At 68.8% G+C, this 17,057-nt stretch carries 14 protein-coding genes and 1 pseudogene; 6 read left to right on the top strand and 9 right to left on the bottom strand.

Annotated features, from left to right (window positions below; genetic code table 11):
- Positions 1-294: 294 nt before the first annotated feature.
- The 3 genes from FVE89_RS20580 to FVE89_RS20570 all read right to left on the bottom strand — a co-directional run bounded on the left by FVE89_RS20580 (position 295) and on the right by FVE89_RS20570 (position 3,993).
- Positions 295-1,206, bottom strand: coding sequence for a hypothetical protein (locus FVE89_RS20580; protein WP_043074435.1), 912 nt, complete (start codon positions 1,204-1,206; stop codon positions 295-297).
- Positions 1,207-1,301: 95 nt separating this feature from the next.
- Positions 1,302-1,676 carry a hypothetical protein gene (locus FVE89_RS20575; protein WP_043074434.1) on the bottom strand — a complete coding sequence of 125 codons (375 nt, stop codon included), beginning with the start codon at positions 1,674-1,676 and terminating at the stop codon, positions 1,302-1,304.
- Positions 1,677-1,875: 199 nt separating this feature from the next.
- Entirely contained in the window at positions 1,876-3,993 is a 2,118-nt protein-coding gene (locus FVE89_RS20570; protein WP_059409977.1) for a hypothetical protein, read from the bottom strand.
- 167 nt (positions 3,994-4,160) lie between these two features.
- Here FVE89_RS20570 and FVE89_RS20565 point away from each other — a divergent pair, with 167 nt between their 5' ends.
- From FVE89_RS20565 to FVE89_RS20555, 3 genes are all read left to right on the top strand, one after another.
- Entirely contained in the window at positions 4,161-5,000 is an 840-nt protein-coding gene (locus tag FVE89_RS20565; RefSeq protein ID WP_043074432.1) for an IS5 family transposase, read from the top strand.
- Positions 5,001-5,047: 47 nt separating this feature from the next.
- A complete protein-coding gene (locus FVE89_RS20560; protein WP_063111814.1) occupies positions 5,048-6,373 on the top strand; it encodes an IS701 family transposase in 1,326 nt (441 codons plus the stop codon).
- Positions 6,374-7,382: 1,009 nt separating this feature from the next.
- A protein-coding gene (locus FVE89_RS20555) for an IS5 family transposase (RefSeq protein ID WP_160536110.1) occupies positions 7,383-8,140 on the top strand; the annotation gives its coding sequence in 2 pieces (ribosomal slippage) (positions 7,383-7,719 and positions 7,719-8,140; 759 coding nt in all).
- A gap of 244 nt (positions 8,141-8,384) precedes the next feature.
- Here FVE89_RS20555 and FVE89_RS31275 read toward each other — a convergent pair.
- Both FVE89_RS31275 and FVE89_RS20550 read right to left on the bottom strand, forming a co-directional pair.
- Positions 8,385-8,644 (bottom strand): annotated as a pseudogene (locus FVE89_RS31275) (IS630 family transposase); the annotation flags it as partial.
- An 847-nt stretch (positions 8,645-9,491) separates the two neighbouring features.
- Positions 9,492-10,850, bottom strand: a complete 1,359-nt coding sequence (locus FVE89_RS20550) for a TAXI family TRAP transporter solute-binding subunit (protein ID WP_043074419.1) — start codon at positions 10,848-10,850, stop codon at positions 9,492-9,494.
- A 206-nt stretch (positions 10,851-11,056) separates the two neighbouring features.
- On the opposite strand from FVE89_RS20550, the gene FVE89_RS20545 reads away from it, so the two are divergent.
- The 3 genes from FVE89_RS20545 (at position 11,057) to FVE89_RS20540 (ending at position 12,464) form a co-directional block, all read left to right on the top strand.
- Entirely contained in the window at positions 11,057-11,290 is a 234-nt protein-coding gene (locus tag FVE89_RS20545; RefSeq protein ID WP_043074418.1) for a hypothetical protein, read from the top strand.
- A gap of 75 nt (positions 11,291-11,365) precedes the next feature.
- Positions 11,366-11,539 (top strand): hypothetical protein, encoded by a 174-nt coding sequence (locus FVE89_RS30610; protein ID WP_179239941.1) that lies wholly within the window; start codon positions 11,366-11,368, stop codon positions 11,537-11,539.
- A 133-nt stretch (positions 11,540-11,672) separates the two neighbouring features.
- Positions 11,673-12,464, top strand: coding sequence for a fumarylacetoacetate hydrolase family protein (locus FVE89_RS20540; RefSeq protein ID WP_043074417.1), 792 nt, complete (start codon positions 11,673-11,675; stop codon positions 12,462-12,464).
- Here FVE89_RS20540 and FVE89_RS20535 read toward each other — a convergent pair.
- The 4 genes from FVE89_RS20535 to FVE89_RS20520 are packed head-to-tail and all read right to left on the bottom strand — an operon-like array spanning position 12,451 to position 17,016.
- The gene (locus FVE89_RS20535) at positions 12,451-12,912 is read right to left on the bottom strand and encodes a PTS sugar transporter subunit IIA (protein ID WP_059409527.1); all 462 of its coding nucleotides are present in this window, start codon (positions 12,910-12,912) and stop codon (positions 12,451-12,453) included. The genes FVE89_RS20540 and FVE89_RS20535 overlap by 14 nt on opposite strands.
- 31 nt (positions 12,913-12,943) lie before the next feature.
- Positions 12,944-13,690: a response regulator transcription factor gene (locus FVE89_RS20530; protein WP_043074416.1), complete on the bottom strand. Its 747-nt coding sequence runs from the start codon at positions 13,688-13,690 to the stop codon at positions 12,944-12,946.
- Positions 13,687-16,401, bottom strand: a complete 2,715-nt coding sequence (locus FVE89_RS20525) for a sensor histidine kinase KdpD (RefSeq protein WP_059409526.1) — start codon at positions 16,399-16,401, stop codon at positions 13,687-13,689. Before FVE89_RS20525 ends, FVE89_RS20530 begins: the two co-directional genes overlap by 4 nt.
- A gap of 9 nt (positions 16,402-16,410) precedes the next feature.
- Positions 16,411-17,016 (bottom strand): K(+)-transporting ATPase subunit C, encoded by a 606-nt coding sequence (locus FVE89_RS20520; RefSeq protein ID WP_043074415.1) that lies wholly within the window; start codon positions 17,014-17,016, stop codon positions 16,411-16,413.
- Positions 17,017-17,057 lie beyond the last annotated feature (41 nt).

The following is a 17,057-nucleotide window of genomic DNA, read 5'->3' as shown; positions in this document are numbered from 1 at the left end:
CGGGATCCTGTTCGCCGCGAATCCTCGTCGTCCGCTGCGAGCCAAGAAGCTAACAGGCGCGCACGCCTGGAACAGCGCTCTCGGGCGGTTCGATTTCAGAGTTGACGTGACGGCTCCTAGGAGAGGTCCGCATCCGATGTCTACAGGCGTGTCGGAACAGCATGCGGAGTTGCCGGAATGCCACATGTACATGTGTGCACCCCGGACATGTACATGCCAGCGACGTCGGCGATGCTTCGGGTACCGTCCAGGCTTTCTCAGAAATACCTGGACGAGGGGCCTCAATCGGGGCCCCTACCGTCCCTTGCGGGCCATGTGCTCCAGGCGGTCCGTGAATTCTTGGGCGAGCCGGTCCGGCATCGTCTCGGCGGCCTCCTGCATCGCCCGCTGCCAGCTCGGCGTGGCGATCGGCTTCATCTCGGCCTTCGGGGTGCTGAGGAGGAGGAGCCGCGGCACGTCGTTGTTCACGACCTTCGGGACGCTGACCTCGGTGCCGTCGCGCCGGGTGAACTCCGTCGTCGGGGCGGACATGCGGCCGGCCTTGATCGCCCGGGCCGTTCGCTTGCGGCCGACGCTGGCCACGACCCGGGGCGGGCGAGCCCAGATGCCCGGCTGCCACGTGTAGCCGCTAAGGGCCTTGTCCCCCGGCCTGACCTCGAACACCCCCCACCGGGCCGAGCCGGCGGTCATGCCGGGGGTGCCGATGTTGCGCTGGTAGCCCCGGGCGGCCATGCGGGCGATGTTCTTGGCGTCCCGCCCGGGGACCTTGTCGCCGGCGCCGGGGCGGCCGAGGCCGGTGTAGCTGATGGCCCCCGGGTTCGGGATCTTCAGCAGCGTCTGGTCGGCGAAGTAAGCCTCCACGCCGACGTCGCCGGGGAGACGGGTCTGGTTGCTGTCCCCGAAGGCGTACTTCAGCCATGTCGACTGCAGCGGCAGGACGAACACGGCGGCCGAGGCCTCGCCGACGGTCGTGACCTTGTTCAGCAGGTCCTTGTCGACGACGTACCGGACGGCGTCCCGGGTTGCCCGGTTGGGATGGTCGAAGGTCGTGTCCACGGACCGGCGCCACCGGTTCGCGCCGTCGATGACGGTCCCCGTCAGGGCGTATTGGACGGCGCGGGGGAAGCGGTCGAGCCCGAACGACTCGAACGCCTGCTGGGCCTCGCGGACGGCCTTGGCGACGTCGAACCGGACGGACAGGGACACGGGGCGGCTCCGGGAGATGGCGGGGCTGGAGGAGGTCCTCGACGGCCGCCGCGGGAGTCTACGCTGGCCCCCGGAGGGAACAAGGCCGGGACAACTCAGGCGGCCTCGGCGACGGCCGCGGCGGGATCCGGAGGGGCGCCGAGACGCAGCCGCTCGCGGACGGCCTCGCGGGCCGAGGCGGGATCCATGCCGGCCTCCTGAAGCCGCTCCCGGGCCCGGCGGACGACGTCGACGAGGGGTAGGGCCGGATCCCGGCGGCCGGTGGCCTCGCGGGCTTCGATGTGCAGCCGGACGAGCGTCGCGACCACGGCGGCGTCCACCGCGGCGACGTCGGCCTCGGCTTCCAAGGTTGCGAGCCGGTCTGCGCGGGCCTCGCGCCACCGCCTGTTGCGCTCGCGGCCGCGCTCCAGGCGTGCCTCGTAGATGGCCTGTGCGATGGGGGTGCGGGACTTCTTCCGGGGCTTGGCCATAGCGGGATCCGGCGGCGTTGCAACGCGCGCAGCATCGGATGCCGGGATGCAAGGATCAAAGGACGGACGGAAGGCGGGGTCCAGAAACACGGAAGCCCCCGCGGTAGTCCGCAGGGGCCTCACACGTGTGGTGCACGTCCCAACCAGCGACGGCAGGTGAAGGGATTCTAGCGGACCACCATGCCCGCCACAAGGGCGTTCAGCGACCGGACGCCCGGCGGTAATCCTCGGCGGAGGCGGCGATTTCCTGAGGGGTCATAGGGCGCCGCGCAGCCGAGGAGCGGGGCGCATCGGCGATGGGGCGACGCCGGGTGAAGGCCCGGACGGGGCGGGGCTGCCGGACTTTGCGGGGCGGAGGAACGGCGAGCGGCTCCAGGTGCTCCGGGAGGCTCGTCCACTCACCGGTCAAGCTGAGGACGACCCGGCCGTGGAACCGGTCCTTGGGGTCGTCGATGACGACGTAGCCGACGTCGGGGGCGACCTCGATCATGACCGAGATGTCCGAGATGCGCCGAACCTTGGGCTCGGGGTAGGGGGCGGGGCCAACGTCGACCTCGGCCGTCGCGAGGGGGGCAGGGCCCGGGGCGGAGCCCCCGATAAAGCGTGACGGAAACCGAACCCCCAGGTCCTCGGATTCGCGGACATCGGACGGCTCGATGACGGTCTCGACCGGCTCGACCGCGACGGGCTCCATGGCGACCGGTTCGGCGAGGGGCTCGGCCGGGGCAGCCGCCGCTAGCTTCATGGCCTCGATGGCCCACGTCCGGCCACGTCCCGTGGCAACCCGGATGGCCTCGATTGCCGCGTCCGCCGTCCCGCACTCGGACCGGATGGCCAGACCCTGACGGCCCGCCTGGAACTTGGCGTCGGCCCGGTCGGCGCGGGGGACGGCACCGTCCCGGATCCTCTTCGCTGCCTGCCGCTCCCTCGGCGGGATAGACCTTGCCTTGCCAGGGCGGACCAAGTTCAGGCCCGCGGCATCCGCCTCCTCCTGGGTGACGCCGAGCAGATCGGCCATCTTGGCGCCGGAGTGGTGGAACAACACGTTCCAGACTTCGTCCTTGTACTCGGACGTCTCGCCGGCCTCGTGCCGCCGCATCCTCCGGCCGAGGCTCTGGAGGCAGTCCAAGGCGTCAGGGACCGTCAGCCCAGCCATGTGGGCGTACAGCGCCGCCCAGGTCTCGGGGTTGCCGCCATGGATATGCGCGTGGCAGTTCGCGACGAGGAACAGCCAGCAATGGCGATGCCCCTTCGCGATGCCGCCGCGGTGCCCGTGGAGGCGCATCAGGTCGGCGAGCATCCGATCCCTCACCCCGGCGGTACCGGCGTACTGCCGGGCGCGGCCGACGTTCCGCTGCGGCCTGCTCCGAGGGTTCTGGGCCTTCCACGGGGCCCTTTCGGCGAGTCGCCTGCGCAGCTCTGTGCTCGTGATCGGGAGCACCGAGTCGGCGAGGTCGTCGAAGCGGCACCTCTTGATGTCATCGATGCAGTCCGGCCAGAGCCGTTCGCAGTACGAGTCGGATGCCTGGTTGTAGCTACCCCAGATCCGGAGCACGCGGCTGGAATCCTGCGTGCCGCGGTCCAGGCCGGCGTCGCGGAACGCCATCCACATCCCGACGAGTCGGTTCTCCTGGGCGTCGCGGTCGGGGTCGTCGTACCGCCTCGCCGGGACGCTGCCGTCATCGGTCAGGGTCGGGCCGTAGAGCGCGTCCATGACCCTCTGCACCTTGCCGGCGGCCTCGCCCGGCAGGGCTTCGCAGGCCCAGGCCGCGTGGAGCCCGCGGCCGCTCCGCGTCCAGTAGCTCGGAGCCGGGACGCCGGCAGCGGTGATCGCTGCTGTGAGCAGGACCTGCAGGTCCTTCAAGGGCATTTCGCGGTAAGGAAGGGGGTTGCCGTTCTTGTCCTCGGCGTAGGGGTCGAACTCCAACCAGGCGTGCCCGACGGAGCACAGGGCATCCCCCTTCCGGCTCCAGGAGAACCTATTCATGCTGACGAACTGCGCGTCCCTCAGGATGTCACACGGGATATCGCCGCGCGCGCGGATCAGGGGGAATTGGCGGTAGGTGCCATGCCACTTCGAGGAGAGGACGATGTATCCGTCCGAGCCCTTGGGATGGAGGATCCGGATGTGCTCAAGCATCTCCATCACGTCGCGCGGCAAAAGGCTGTGCTTGGCGTTGCGCGGCTTGCTACCATCTCGCGTGGCTAGCAGGAACGCGGGGACGATGGGACCCCGCACAGCCACGGCCTCGCCCTGCAGGCTGCCTGCACCCGCGGCGGGAATGGCTTTCGGGGAGACATGGGTTCGGGGCGCCATCTTCCGTCGCTGTGGGTTAGGCGCGGGCACCACTCCGCGCGTCGAGCCATGAGGCTAGCCCCGGACCCAGCAATCTCCAAACGGGCACCGACACGCAGAACTACCTAGGCCGCTTCCCCTAGAGGCTGTTATGGACCTGCGTCGGGCTGATGCTCAGATGAGCGGGGATGAGCCCGACCCGCAAGTCGTATCCGTCCGACGTGTCCGATGAGGAGTGGGCGCTGGTCGCGCCCTACCTGACGCTGCTGCGTGAGGATGCCGGTCAGCGTGAGCATGCGTTGCGCGAGGTGTTCAACGGGTTGCGCTACGTGGTCAGGAGCGGCTGCCCGTGGCGGCTGATGCCCCACGACCTGCCGCCCTGGTTTGCCGTGTATCAGCAGGCCCAGCGCTGGCTGGCGGCCGGCTGTTTCGAGCAACTGGCCGAGGATCTGCGTGCGGTGCTGCGCATGGCGGCCGGTCGGGCGCCGGAGCCGAGCGCGGCCGTGCTCGACAGCCGGACCTTGCGCTCCTCACCCGAGAGCGGCGAGCGGGCCGGCTACGACGGAGCCAAGCGCAAGAAGGGTTCGAAGCTGCACATGGCGGTGGATACCCTCGGCCACCTCCTGGCGCTGCATGTCACACCCGCTGATGCCGATGATCGCGCTCAGGTCGCCCGGCTGGCCAAGACCGTGCAGGCGGCCACCGGCGCGAGCGTCGAGATCGCCTTCGTCGATCAGGGCTACACCGGCGAGAAGCCGGCCGTGGCCGCCCGTGCGCACGGCATCGAACTGGAGGTCGTGAAGCTGCCCGAGGCCAAGCGGGGCTTCGTGCTGCTCCCACGCCGTTGGGTCGTCGAACGCTCCTTTCCCTGCTCCACACGCTTCCGCAGGCTCGTCAAAGATTACGAACGCTATGCAAGCACCCTGGCAGACCTGCACCTCGTCGCCTTCGTCTGCCTTCATGCTCAAAAAGGCCGCTCAACTCGCCGCAGGTTCATAACAGCCTCTAGCACTACCTGGGCACTTTGAGGGGCGGTGGGCGTTTTGATCCCGCGGTGGCACTGCGGGAGATGGACATGGGCGAGAGATCGTCGGGGCCGGACCTCGATGTATGGCTGGCCCCGTTTCTGGCTGCGATGGGGCGCAAGACGCGGCGGACCTGGGCGCCGCTGTACCTGCGCGGCCTGCTCGGCCCCGGGGATCGCAAGAGCCTGCAGCCGATGGCCGCCCGTCTCGGGCTGCCGGGTCACGACCAACTGCAGCACTTCATCGCCAGCCCGGCCTGGGACGACGGCCCGCTCTGGGCGGAACTCACCCGTACCGCGGACCGGCTGGTCGGCGGATCCGACGCCTGCCTGGTGATCGACGATACGGCGCTGCCGAAGAAGGGCACGCGCTCGGTGGGCGTGGCGCGCCAGTACTGCGGGCACCTCGGCAAGAAGGCCAACTGCCAGTCGCTCGTCTCGCTCACCCTGGCGCGGGGCGAGGTGCCCGTGCCGGTTTGCCTGCACCTGTTCCTGCCGGAGGAGTGGGTCGCCAACCCGAAGCGGTGTGAGCGGGCAGGTGTGCCCGAGGCGGCGGTGGTGCCGCAGAGCAAGGGCGAGATCGCGCTTGCCGAACTCGACCGCCTGCAGGCCGAAGGCGTCCGCTTCGGTGTGGTACTGGCCGATGCCGGCTACGGCTGTAGCGCCCTGTTTCGGCATGGCCTCGACGCGCGCGGGCTGACCTGGGCGGTGGGGATCGCCAAGAACCAGAAGGTCTACGATCCCGACGTGCGGCTGGTGGAGCCGGGCGGGAGGGCGCGCAGACCCGTGCCGGATCAGGAGCCGCAGGAGGCCGAGGCGGTTCTCGCTGCGCTGCCGTGGCGGCGCGTGACGTGGCGACAGGGCACGAAGGGCGCGCTCGCGGCCCGGTTTGCCATGACCCGCGTGCGGGTGGGCGACGGTCCGATCTGGGGCAACAACCGCCATCTGCCGGGCGCCGAGGTCTGGTTGGTGGGCGAGTGGCGCGCCTCGGGCGAGCGCAAGTACTACCTCTCGAACCTGCCGCCCCGCACGACCCGGCGCGCCCTGGCCGGCACAATCAAGGCGCGCTGGGTGTGCGAGCAGGGCCACCAGCAGTTGAAGGAGGAACTGGGCCTCGACCACTTCGAGGGCCGCTCCTGGACCGGCCTGCACCGGCACGCGCTGATGACGTGCATCGCCTGCGCCTACCTGCAGCACCTGCGCCTGGCTGGGCCCGACCGGACGGATGGGGGAAAAAAAGGTGGCCGGCCTACCGGGACCGCCACCGTCTCCGAGCCTGCCCGCCGTGCGGCAGGCCATCATCGGCCGCCTGTTCGTCGGCCTCATCCCACCGGTGCGATGCCCGCACTGTCGCCGCCGCTTCCGGCTGCCGTCTGACCTCAAAGTGCCCAGGTAGTGCTAGGGGGAGGCCCATGTCGGGGGCATGCCGAGTCCGGATCCAGCCCGCCCGGCGCGCGAATCGACGGCCACGATTCGGTCCCAGGGCCGGCAAGATCCGGATGGCCCATCCTCGGCCTGATCAATTATGACTGAGTACTGGTCGGACGGTAATTACCGTGCACTTGAGATGCGCCTCCCTCTCGGAGGGCGGGCCGCAGTCGCGGTTTCGGTAAAGCCGTGAGAGCTTCAGACGAGGTGTGGTCGCGAGGGCTGGCCGACTAGTTTTCGTGTGTGGTCAATAGCAAGGAGTTTGAGGTTAGCGTATCAAGTCGCCAAGCTCTTCGATGTCAGACCTACATCCAACGATCGGCCGTCTCGAAGATTTTGGAAGAGTCATAGTCCCCGCTAAGATGTCTCCCGCTACGCCGAGGATTTGGCTAGCTCGATGTAGCCAAACGCGTTCAGGCGTGAGCAGAATACACCGATCATCGTTCGCTAATATTACATGCTCTGGGCGTCTAGATATTAATCTTGATCTGATTGCGAAAGCCCAAGCTCGCGGCGGCGTGACTGTGAGCAGCAGCGCAAATGGATTATCTTCGTTGTAATTGAAAATATGAACTGATTTGATGACATTGTAGGGTATAAATTTTCTTGCATCCTTGGTTAGTGGTGCAAAATTCCAGATCGGGTCATCGGATAAGTTGCAAGCAACAGGTTCAATTTGAATTTTTAATTTAGGGTCGTAAGTCGCCCCATTCTGAAAAGGAAACCGGTTAGGTTTAATTGATCGCCAGATTCGAGTCATTCTGATTTATCCCAAAATATAAATCTTTCAGACCGCCTCAGAAAGATAGTTTCATCATGGCTTTTGCTTTGCGTAAGCGAGATTTTTGGCAGGGACCAGCCTAAAGCGGTGAGTGACTAGGGTGTGAACCGAACCAAGGCGTTGCAGGGTTTGTCGTTTTGTGATTCCAGGCGGCCGTTTTGCGGCCTGGAGGTAGCGATGGCGGACCTGTTCTGGCTTTCGGATGAGCAGTGGGCGGTGATCGAACCGTTCATGCCCAAGGATCAGCCCGGCCCCGAGCGGAAGGACGACCGGCAGATCATCTCGGGCATCCTGCACGTGCTGACATCGGGCTGTCGCTGGCGCGATTGCCCGGCCGCCTACGGCCCGCGTACCACGGTCTACAACCGCTTCAACCGCTGGTCGCGGCGCGGCTTCTGGAAAGCCATGCTCGCCGCGCTGGCCACGGCCGGATGGGCAGGTGATGCAGCCGCCCTCGACAGCAGCTACGTCCGGGCCCACCGCTCAGCCCATGGCGGCAAAGGGGGGCGACGGCGCAGGCTATCGGCCCGTCGCGCGGCGGCCAAACGACCAAGATCCACGCGCTCACCGATGTCCTCGGTCGCCCTGGCGTCCTGCTACTGACGCCCGGCAACACCAGCGATGTGACCACCGCTCCGGCGGTCTTGGCCGAAGCGCCTGGTCGGATCCAGCGTCTGGCCGCCGACAAGGGCTACGATGCCGACTGGCTGCGCGCTGACCTGCGCAAGAGCGGCATCACGCCGGTCATCCCGGGCAAGCGCGGCCGCAAGCGGAAGATCCGCCATGACAGGCCCCGCTATCGGGAGCGCTGGCGGATCGAGGCGACCTTCAACCGCCTCAAAGACTTCCGCCGCATTGCCACCCGCTACGACAAACTCGCCCGCAACTACGCCTCGGCCCTCGCTCTGGCCGCCGTCATCGCCTTCTGGTGCTGATCGAGTCCACACCCTAGCACGCGCTCATACATAGAATGGGGTTAAGACGCCATATGACTCCAGAGCTGAAGCGACGGCTACTGGTCGAATCGTGCAACGCACGTTCACAGACGTATCGGAACGTTAAGTCGAGTTGCTGTGCGGCAACACCTCTGCAAGCGTTCAACGCTCAAGAAGCTTAGTGCCGCGTCCCGGTTTTCTCGCTAAGCATTATGGCAAAGGTCACAACTAGAGCCATGCCCGCTCACGTGGCGACGGCCAAGTTAATTTCGTGCCCGGCGGCAGCGATGCAGATGCTGCACTCATCGACCGTGAACCGAGTGAAGGCCTGCCGGATGGTGTACCACAGCTCGGGGATAGTCCGGGCCACCGCAGTTCGGAGCAGGCCCTTCAACTTAGCGAAGATCTGCTTGATCGAATTGAAGTCCGGCTGTTGGGCGGGAGGTAGAGCAGCCTCGCCCTCACGGCCTCTATGGCCTTCCGCGGAAGACTCACGGGGTTAGCCAGGAACAGCTTCTCTGTTGCGCAGGTCGTTCACGGTGGGTGCCTCTCCACACGCGAACCCGTCCCCATGATGCAGCTTGTCATCCCGGGACGGGATGGCGCCGCAGGAAACCGAGCAGGATCGCGTTGAACCGCGCGGGCTGTCGGAATGCAGTCAGTACGCCCGACGCGATCATCGTCTGCTTACTGGATCTCGCTTGGGCCAACTGAATGGCTGTGATAGGCGCGAAGCCGAACGGCCGATTTTGCAATCATTGTCGACTCGGCATGACGTCGTCGGGCCGAAAGCGGAATGGCTGCTGTTAGGCTCAGATTGCGGGCAAGCGGACGTTCAGCGCGGCTAATTTAATGGGCTCAGAGTGCCGTCCTCAGGACCATCCACATCATACCACTGAAGGTCTGCATCAAGTTGCGAATCGGGCGTGACGCTGCTGATGCTGGCGCAAGCTGACGCCCAGTTTTTGCACCCCGGCGCAATGATGTGCTCTGAGGCGCAAAGTTCTGCTTAGATATATCTCAAGTTAGCCAAGTGGCAACAAATTAAACCTGAAGATATTTCGATTGATCGTCTTCCCTTTTTTGCAACCCGGCTCCCGGACCTGATCATCAAGGACTACGCCGTGCTGGCAGGCCGGTGGCCCGTCGTTTCCGAGGCAAAACCGGCTACCTGCGCGCACGCGCCTTCGGCGCAAGCCTAGGCATCGCTAGGACCCGCAGGCATCGAATGTTTCGAGACTGGCAAGCACCACTCATCGCGCCGCCGCCATCTCGGCAGCCTCGGCCTCACCTCTGCGGCCACCGACAAAAATACAGGTTGCGGCGCCCGGCGGCCTCGCACGAGTCGATATCACGTCGGCACTCCGTTCCGGTCCAAGACCCGCTTCACGGTCGAGCGCGCCGCCTCGATGGCCACTGTGGCGGCGCCGAGCGTCCGCGGTTCGGTCGGCCTATTCAGGGCATGGCGGGCAATGCTCCCGGCGAGGTCGTCCACCTCGCCCGCCATCGCCTCCAGGCGCGCACGGTCGGTCTCGCGGCGCGCCTCCGAACGAAGCTCCAGCAGCCTCCCTATGGCCACCTCGATCCGCTCCCGGCGGATGCGTCCGAGGCGCTGCCGCAGCCACGCGGCGGTCGAACCCAGTCCACCACCGAGGATGGCGACGAGGTAGATCCAGCTCTCGTAGCGCTCGATGAAGGTCTCCTGCTCGCGCTCGTAGTAGTCGATGGCACCCGGATGGCTGGGCAGGCGAGCGCTGGTTGCGTCGGCGGTGTCCTCGTAATCGGGGTGGGTGACGTCCTCGGCCGCCGGCACGGTCTCTGCGAGCGCCGTGCGCATCTCGAACAGGTGCTGGGTCACTTCCGCGGCCACGCTGCGCGACAGGCCGGAACGGGCCATCAGCCGGTAGGACGAGCCCACGGTCGCGACGTCCTCGCCGGGGAGGCGCGGGTTGCCGCCGTACAGGGCCGCAGGGACCGTGACCGCTTGCAGGCGCGGCCACCGGGCCAAAAGGGCGGCGGTGTCGGGAAACCCGATCAGCGCGACCTCGCCGGCTTCACTTGCCTCCCCCACGAGGCCGACGATCCGTCTCGCGGACGGGAGGGTGGGCGTCGTCACCAGCGCCATGGCGTCGATCCGACCGTCGCGGAAGGCGGCCGCGACGTCGGACTTCTCCACGGGAACCAACGCGACGGACTTTCCGCCCACGACACCGGTCGGAGGATTGGTCAGGAGTTCAAGCCCATCGTGGGCGAGGAGATCCCGCAGCAGCGTGCGATCCGCCGTCCGCGCGGCCAGCATGCCCAGCCGCTTCCCCGCGAGGTCCGGGATGGCCTTGATGCCGGACGCTCCGGGAGCCACGACGAAGGCCGCGAGCTCGCGCAGGATGGCGAGCGTGAGGCCGTTCCCCGGCAGCGCGACGTCGGGCCTGACCACCGCGAGGTCGGCCTTGCCGCCCCGCAGTGCCTCGGCGCTTTCCTGCACGCCGCCGAACGCGACGACCTTCAGGCGGACGGCGAGCTTTCGACGGGCGAGTTCGTCGGCGTAGGCCTGCAAGAGGGCTGGCTCGGTTCCGCCGCTCGGGGCGACCGCGATGGTCAGAATCGTGGCCCGGGTCAAGTAGAAGCCAGTGGCGACGAGAAGGATGAGCAAGAGCGCCAAGCCGAGGGGCAGCCATGCCCCGCGACCATCCGGAAACGCTAACTTGCGCACGACTGCCCCCCAACCTCGCCGGGTCGACCGGCAGTAGCGCCCAGTTGGGCGGCGGGCCTCCCGATTTCGAGGGGACGGAAAGTCGGCACCAGAAATCCTAACGACACACTTACGGAATCGACGTCGCTTCCCGCTCGAACCCTAACGCATTCGGGCCCAGCTTAGGGTCGCGGTTCAACGAGGACCGCGCGAACCCCAGACACACGATGTCTCCCACCATCCACGTTGCCGCCATCCATGCCGAGGCCCCCGCCTCGGACGCGGCCCGGTTCATCGTAGGCCAGGACCCGGAAGGGCACTGGGTCGCCATCGAGACCCACGGGCGGGCCGGCGGCATCTTCCGCAGCCGGAAGGCCGCCGTCGACTACGCCGAGGACGAGACCGACCACCGGCCTGACGCGGTGTTCCTGTCCGGGGAACGCGTCGAGTTCCGCATCTGAGAACGTGCCCGGCCCACTGGAGCGGCCGGGCCGCGCTTCCCATATCACTCCCGTAACAGATCCCAGGGGTCACCCGTGTCCACCCGTTCCGTCCGAGCCCGCCACTTCCGGCACCTGGGTTCCGGGCGCCGCAGCGCAGACGCCGTCCGGACATCGGACCTCGTCCTCGCGGTCGCGGGTGTCGCCACGCTCGGCGGCTTCTGCCTCCTGCTCGCCGCCGACGTCCTTGGCGACCTAGTGGGCATCTGACGCCCTTCGAACGGCGGGCGATGCGGTCGGCAGGTCCTTAACGGGATACTGATACAGCGACCCCGTCCGCCTTCTCGAACCCTTATGCGAGAGCGTGCAGGCTCCGGGACCTTCCGTGTTCCCAGAACTTGCCATGCTCGCCCTCCGCACCGCCAGCATCGACCCAGACGCGCAGGGGCGGCGGCTCGCGCAAGCGCGCATCGCAGGCAACCTCGCCGACGTCGACCTTTCGTCCGTGATGACCTTGGAGGATGCCGAGGACGTATCCGACGCGACCGTGAGGGCGCTCGGCTGGGCGCAGATCGGCTACGCCCTCGTCGGCACGCATCCCGCGGTGGCGCGCACTCTCCGGCTGGGCGGGCCGGTCGTCGGACCGCTCCTGCGCGAGGCCATCCTGGACGACGGCGGGACGCTCCGGCTGCCGCGCGGCGCGCTCGGCGCCAGCGTCGGCCTCACCTTCATGATCGGTCGCTCGTTCCCATTCACCGACGAGGAGGCGACGACCGCGCGCAACGCCCTCGGCGCCTGCGCCGCCTGCCGGCTCGACCTGCACATCGTCGGGCGGCGCACCGCGCTGCCGACGGTGCTCGACGAGCGGGCGGCGACAGCGGACCTCGGGCTGGAGGTCGCCCACGTGGCCGGACCATGGATCGACGGCTGGATGAGCGCGGACATCGCCGCCGGAGAGGCGAGCCTCGCCATCGACGGGAACGTGGTCGCCCGTGGCCACGGGCGCGACGTCATGGGCGACCCGCTCAACGCGGTCGCGTGGCTGGCACGCCACCTCGCCGACCGCGGCTCGGGCCTGAACGGCGGCGACCTCGTGTCGGTCGGCAGTTGCTGCGGCCTCGCGCAGGTGTTGCCCGGCCAAATACTGACGGCCAGGCTTGGCGGGCTCGGCCCAATCTCGCTCAGGCTTTGCTGAGCATCCGGTCGCCGACGACGGCGTGCAGCGCGGCGGCGTCGCGGGCGCCGCGCAGGGCCGCCGCGGTCTCAGGGTCCCGCAGCCACCGCGCCACGCAGGCCAGGGCGTTCAGGTGCCGCCCCTCGCTGCCGGCGGGGAGCAGCAGCAGGAAGACGAGGTCGATCGGGCGGTCGTCCACCGCGTCGAACTCCATCGGATCGCGCAGCCGCGCCAGCAGGCCGAACGGTCGGTCGATGCCTTCCAGCCTCGCATGGGGCAGCGCCACGCCGTCCCCTACGCCGGTCGAACCCAGTTCCTCCCGCCTGGCGAGGGGGGCGAGGATCACGTCGACGGCGAGGCCGAGCCGGTCCGCGGCCCGCGCGGCCAGGCTCTCCAGCAGGGCTTTCTTGGATGGGGCGCGCAGGCCCGCCAGGACGTCCTCGGGCGCGAGGATCTCGTCGATGGTCATGGTGCCGGCCGGCGGGGCGTCGAGAGCGGCATCAGTGCGTCGTCTCCGTCGTTCGCGGCCCGGCATCGTTCGCGGCGCGCGGCTTGAGGTTTGGCTCGTCGTCCGGGGCCCGGAGGCGATAGCCGACGCCGGTCTCGGTGAGAAGGATGCGCGGCCGCTCGGGGTCGGCCTCAAGCTTCTGGCGGAGCTGGCGCACGTAGACGCGGAGGTATTGCGGCTCGGACGAGACCGCGACCTCGTGCATGAGTTGCGCGTGGGTGAGCACCTTGCCGGCATGGAGCACGAGCACGCGGAGGAAGTCGTACTCGCGCGGGGTGAGCTTCACCTCGACGTCGTCGACCCTCACAACCCTGCGGACGAGGTCCACGCTCAGGCCGTCAATTCGGAACACCGGACGCTCGCCGCGCTGGGCGAGTTGGTGGCGCAGCGCCGCCCGGAGTCGGGCCAGGAGCTCGGCCATGCCGAACGGCTTGGTCACGTAGTCGTCTGCGCCAAGGTCCAGCGCCTCGACCTTGCCGGCCTCGTCGTCCCGGCTCGACAGGACCACCACCGGCAAGCCGGGATGGCTCGCCCGGATCGTCCGCAGGAGGTCGTGGCCGCGCATGTCCGGCAGGCCGAGGTCGAGCAGGACGAGGTCCACGCCCTCCCGCCCCAGCACGTCCAGGGCGGTCGCCCCGTTCGGCGCCTCCAGGATGGCGTAGCCCTGGGTCGAGAGGCCCATGCGCAGCAGCTTACGGATCGGCGGCTCGTCGTCGATCACGAGGACGGTCGGGCTCATGCGGCGATGTCCTTTGACGACCGAGCGGGGACGGGCAGTGTCACGGTGAAGACCGCGCCCAGCCGGTCGTGCCGGTTGCCCGCGGTGACGGTGCCGCCCATCGCCTCGACGAAGCCGCGCGAGATGGCCAGGCCCAGCCCGGTACCGGCTCGGACGCGGTCGCTCTTGCGCACCCGGTAGAACTTGTCGAACAGGCGCTCGACGTCCGCCTCCGGGATGCCGTTGCCCTCGTCGAGGATCTCGATGCGGACGGACCGTCCGTCCTGGCGGGCCCGCACCGTCACGGTCGTGTCCTCGGGCGCGTACTTCGCGGCGTTGTCGAGGAGGTTCACGAGCACCTGCTCGAACAGGACCGGGTCGAGGCGCAGGGTCGGCAGGTTAGGCGCGAGGTCGACCGCGATCCTATGGCCGCACAGCACCTTCTCGACCCGGCGCAGCGCCGTGTCGACGGTCTCGGCCACATCCTGCGGGGCGAGGTTTGGCGCGACCGCGCCTGCCTCCAGGCGGGTCATGTCGAGGAGGTTCACGATGAAGCGGTTCAACCGCTCCGATTCCTCGATGATCGTACCGAGCAGCTCCGCCTTGGCCGCGCCGTCAAGCGCGGTGTCGAGGTCGCGCAGCGTGCTGGCCGCGCCGAGCACCGACGCCAGCGGCGTGCGCAGGTCGTGGCTGATCGAGGTCAGCAGCGCCTGCCGCAGTCGGTCGGTCTCGGCGGCGCGCTCGGCCCGGTCGAGATCCTCCACGAGGCTCACCCGCTCGATGGCGAGCGCCCCCATGTCGGCGAGGGCATCGAACATGCGGCGGCCCTCCGGCGTGAGGATCGGCCCGGTCCCGTCCGCGTCGAGGCCGACCACACCGACGGTGCCGCGCCCGGTCCGCATCGGCAGGAACAGGCGCTTGGCGCCGGGCAGCGTGTCGGCGCCCCGGCCCGCGGGGCGGTCGTTGTCGAAAGCCCACTGCGCCGCCGCGACGTCGGCCTCGTCCAACATGTCCTCCGGCGGGTAGCCGGCCCGCACCGTCACCGCCTTGCCCTCGGGTAGGAGGAGCACGACGCGCACCTTCAGGATCGCCGCGACCTGGGACGAGGTCGCCCAGAGCACGTCGTCGAGGGTGCCGCAGGCGGCGAGCTTGCGCGAGAATCCGAACAGCCGCTCCGTCGCCCGCGCCCGTCCCTGGCTCACCATGGCGGTCAGCCTCGCCCGGGCGGCGAGGTTGGAGACGAGCACGGCCACCAGGGTGAAGAGCAGGAACGCGGCGACGTTGGTCGGGTCGGCGATGGTGAGGGTGTAGACCGGCGGCAGGAAGAAGAAATTGTAGGCGAGCGAGGCGGCCACCACCGCGGCGAGCGCCGGGCCCAGGCCCCATTTGACCGCGACCCCAACCACGGCGGTGAGCAGGAACAGGTCGGCGTTCTCGACGCCCGCGTAGGGTTGGGCCACGACCGCCGCACCGAGGCCGGCCCCCACCGCGGCCAGAGCAACGAGGTAGGGCCGGGCGTCGAACGCCGTGCGCGGTGCGGCGGTCGCGACGGCGCGACGTGTCGGCTTCTCCGGCTCCACGGCCTCACCGGGCACCACGTGCACGCAGATGTTGCCCCCGTCCCGGACGAGGTCGTGCACCACCGAGCCGTTGACGAGTTCGAACAGGCGGGAGCGCTCCGACTTGCCGACCACGACGTGGTTGACGTTGGCCGAGCGGGCGTAGGCCAGGATGTCGTCGGCGGTCCGGCGGCCGCCGGGGAGCGTGACGGCGTCGCCCCCGAGCTTGTCGGCGAGCCGCAGGGCCTCGGCGATCCGGTCGCGCTGGGCCTCGCTCAAGGAGGCGGCGCGGGTGCCCTCCACGGCGAGCGCGGTCCACGGGGCGTGCAGGCGGTCGGCGAGACGCTTCGTGTAGCGGACGAGGCCGGAGGACCGGGGATCCTCGCTGACGCAGACCAGCACGCGCTCGCCCGCCGCCCAGGGGCCAGCGATGGCGTTGGCCCGCATGTGGCTCAGGAGTTCGTCGTCCACCCGGTCGGCCGTACGCCGCAGCGCCAGTTCCCGCAGGGCCGTCAGGTTGCCCCGGGAGAAGTAGTGCTTCAGCGCGCGCTCGGCGTTGGTCGGGACGTAGACCTTCCCGGCCTTCAGGCGCTCGATCAGGTCGTCGGGGTTAAGGTCCACCACCTCGATGTCGTCGGCCCGGTCCAGGACCCCGTCAGGCACGGTCTCACGCACCCGGATGCGGGTGATCGAGGCGACGACGTCGTTCAGGCTCTCGACGTGCTGGATGTTGAGCGTCGTCAGGACGTCGATGCCGGCATCGAGCAGTTCCTCGACGTCCTGGTAGCGCTTCGGATGGCGGGAGCCCGGCGCGTTGGTGTGGGCGAGCTCGTCGACGAGGGCGAGCGCCGGCCGGCGGGCGAGCAGGGCGTCGAGGTCCATCTCTTCAAGGACGGTGCCGTGATACGGCACGGGCCGCCGGGGGATCACCTCGAAGCCGTCGAGCAGGGCCTCGGTCTCGGCCCTTCCGTGTGTCTCGACGACGCCGATCACCACGTCGGCCCCGGCCTTCAGCCTGGCACGTCCGATCGTCAGCATCTCGTAGGTCTTGCCGACGCCGGGGGCGGCCCCGAGGAAGACCTTGAGTCGGCCGCGGGTCCGTTCCTCCCGGCGCGCCGCTTCGAGCAGCGCGTCGGGCGAGGGGCGGTTCGGGTCGCGGCCGTTCTCGGACATGCTCGTTCCTCAGCGCTTGGCGAGGTCGTCCAGGGCGAGGTTGAGCGCCAGGACGTTGACGCGCGGCTCGCCGAGCAGGCCGAGCGTGCGGCCCTGGATCTGACCGGCGACGAGGTCGCGCAGCTTGTCCTCCGGGACGTTGCGGGCCTTGGCGACGCGCGGCACCTGGAACAGGGCTGCGTCGGGTGAGATGTCCGGGTCGAGGCCGGAGCCGCTGGTCGTCACGAGGTCGACCGGAACGGGCTGGCCGGGGTTCTCGGCCTTCAGCGTGTCGAGGTCGCCCTTGACCCGCTCGGCCAGCGCCGCGCTCGTCGGGCCGAGGTTCGAGCCGGAGGAATTCGCCGCGTTGTAGGGCGCCGGGACGGTCTTGGTGGCGTCGGCCGGGTCCGCCGCCGTGGTCGCCGAGGGGCGGCCGTGGAAGTAGTTGGCCCCGGTGAAGTTCTGGCCGATCAGGCTGGAGCCGACGACCTTGCCGTCGCGCTCGATCAGGCTGCCGGCGGCCTTGGCCGGGAAGATGGCCCCCGCGATGCCGGTCATCGCCAGCGGGTAGGCGAGGCCGGTGACCGCCGTCATGGCGACGAGGAGGACGAGGGCGGGGCGAAGCTGGTTCAACATGGCGAGGGCTTTCGTTGGACGGCTCCCCTCCCCACGAGGGA

It is taken from the genome of Methylobacterium sp. 2A (genome assembly GCF_009806555.1).
GTDB lineage: Bacteria > Pseudomonadota > Alphaproteobacteria > Rhizobiales > Beijerinckiaceae > Methylobacterium.
The sequence above is the reverse complement of the archived record's forward strand: the minus strand, read 5'-3'. Positions and strand labels throughout refer to the sequence as shown.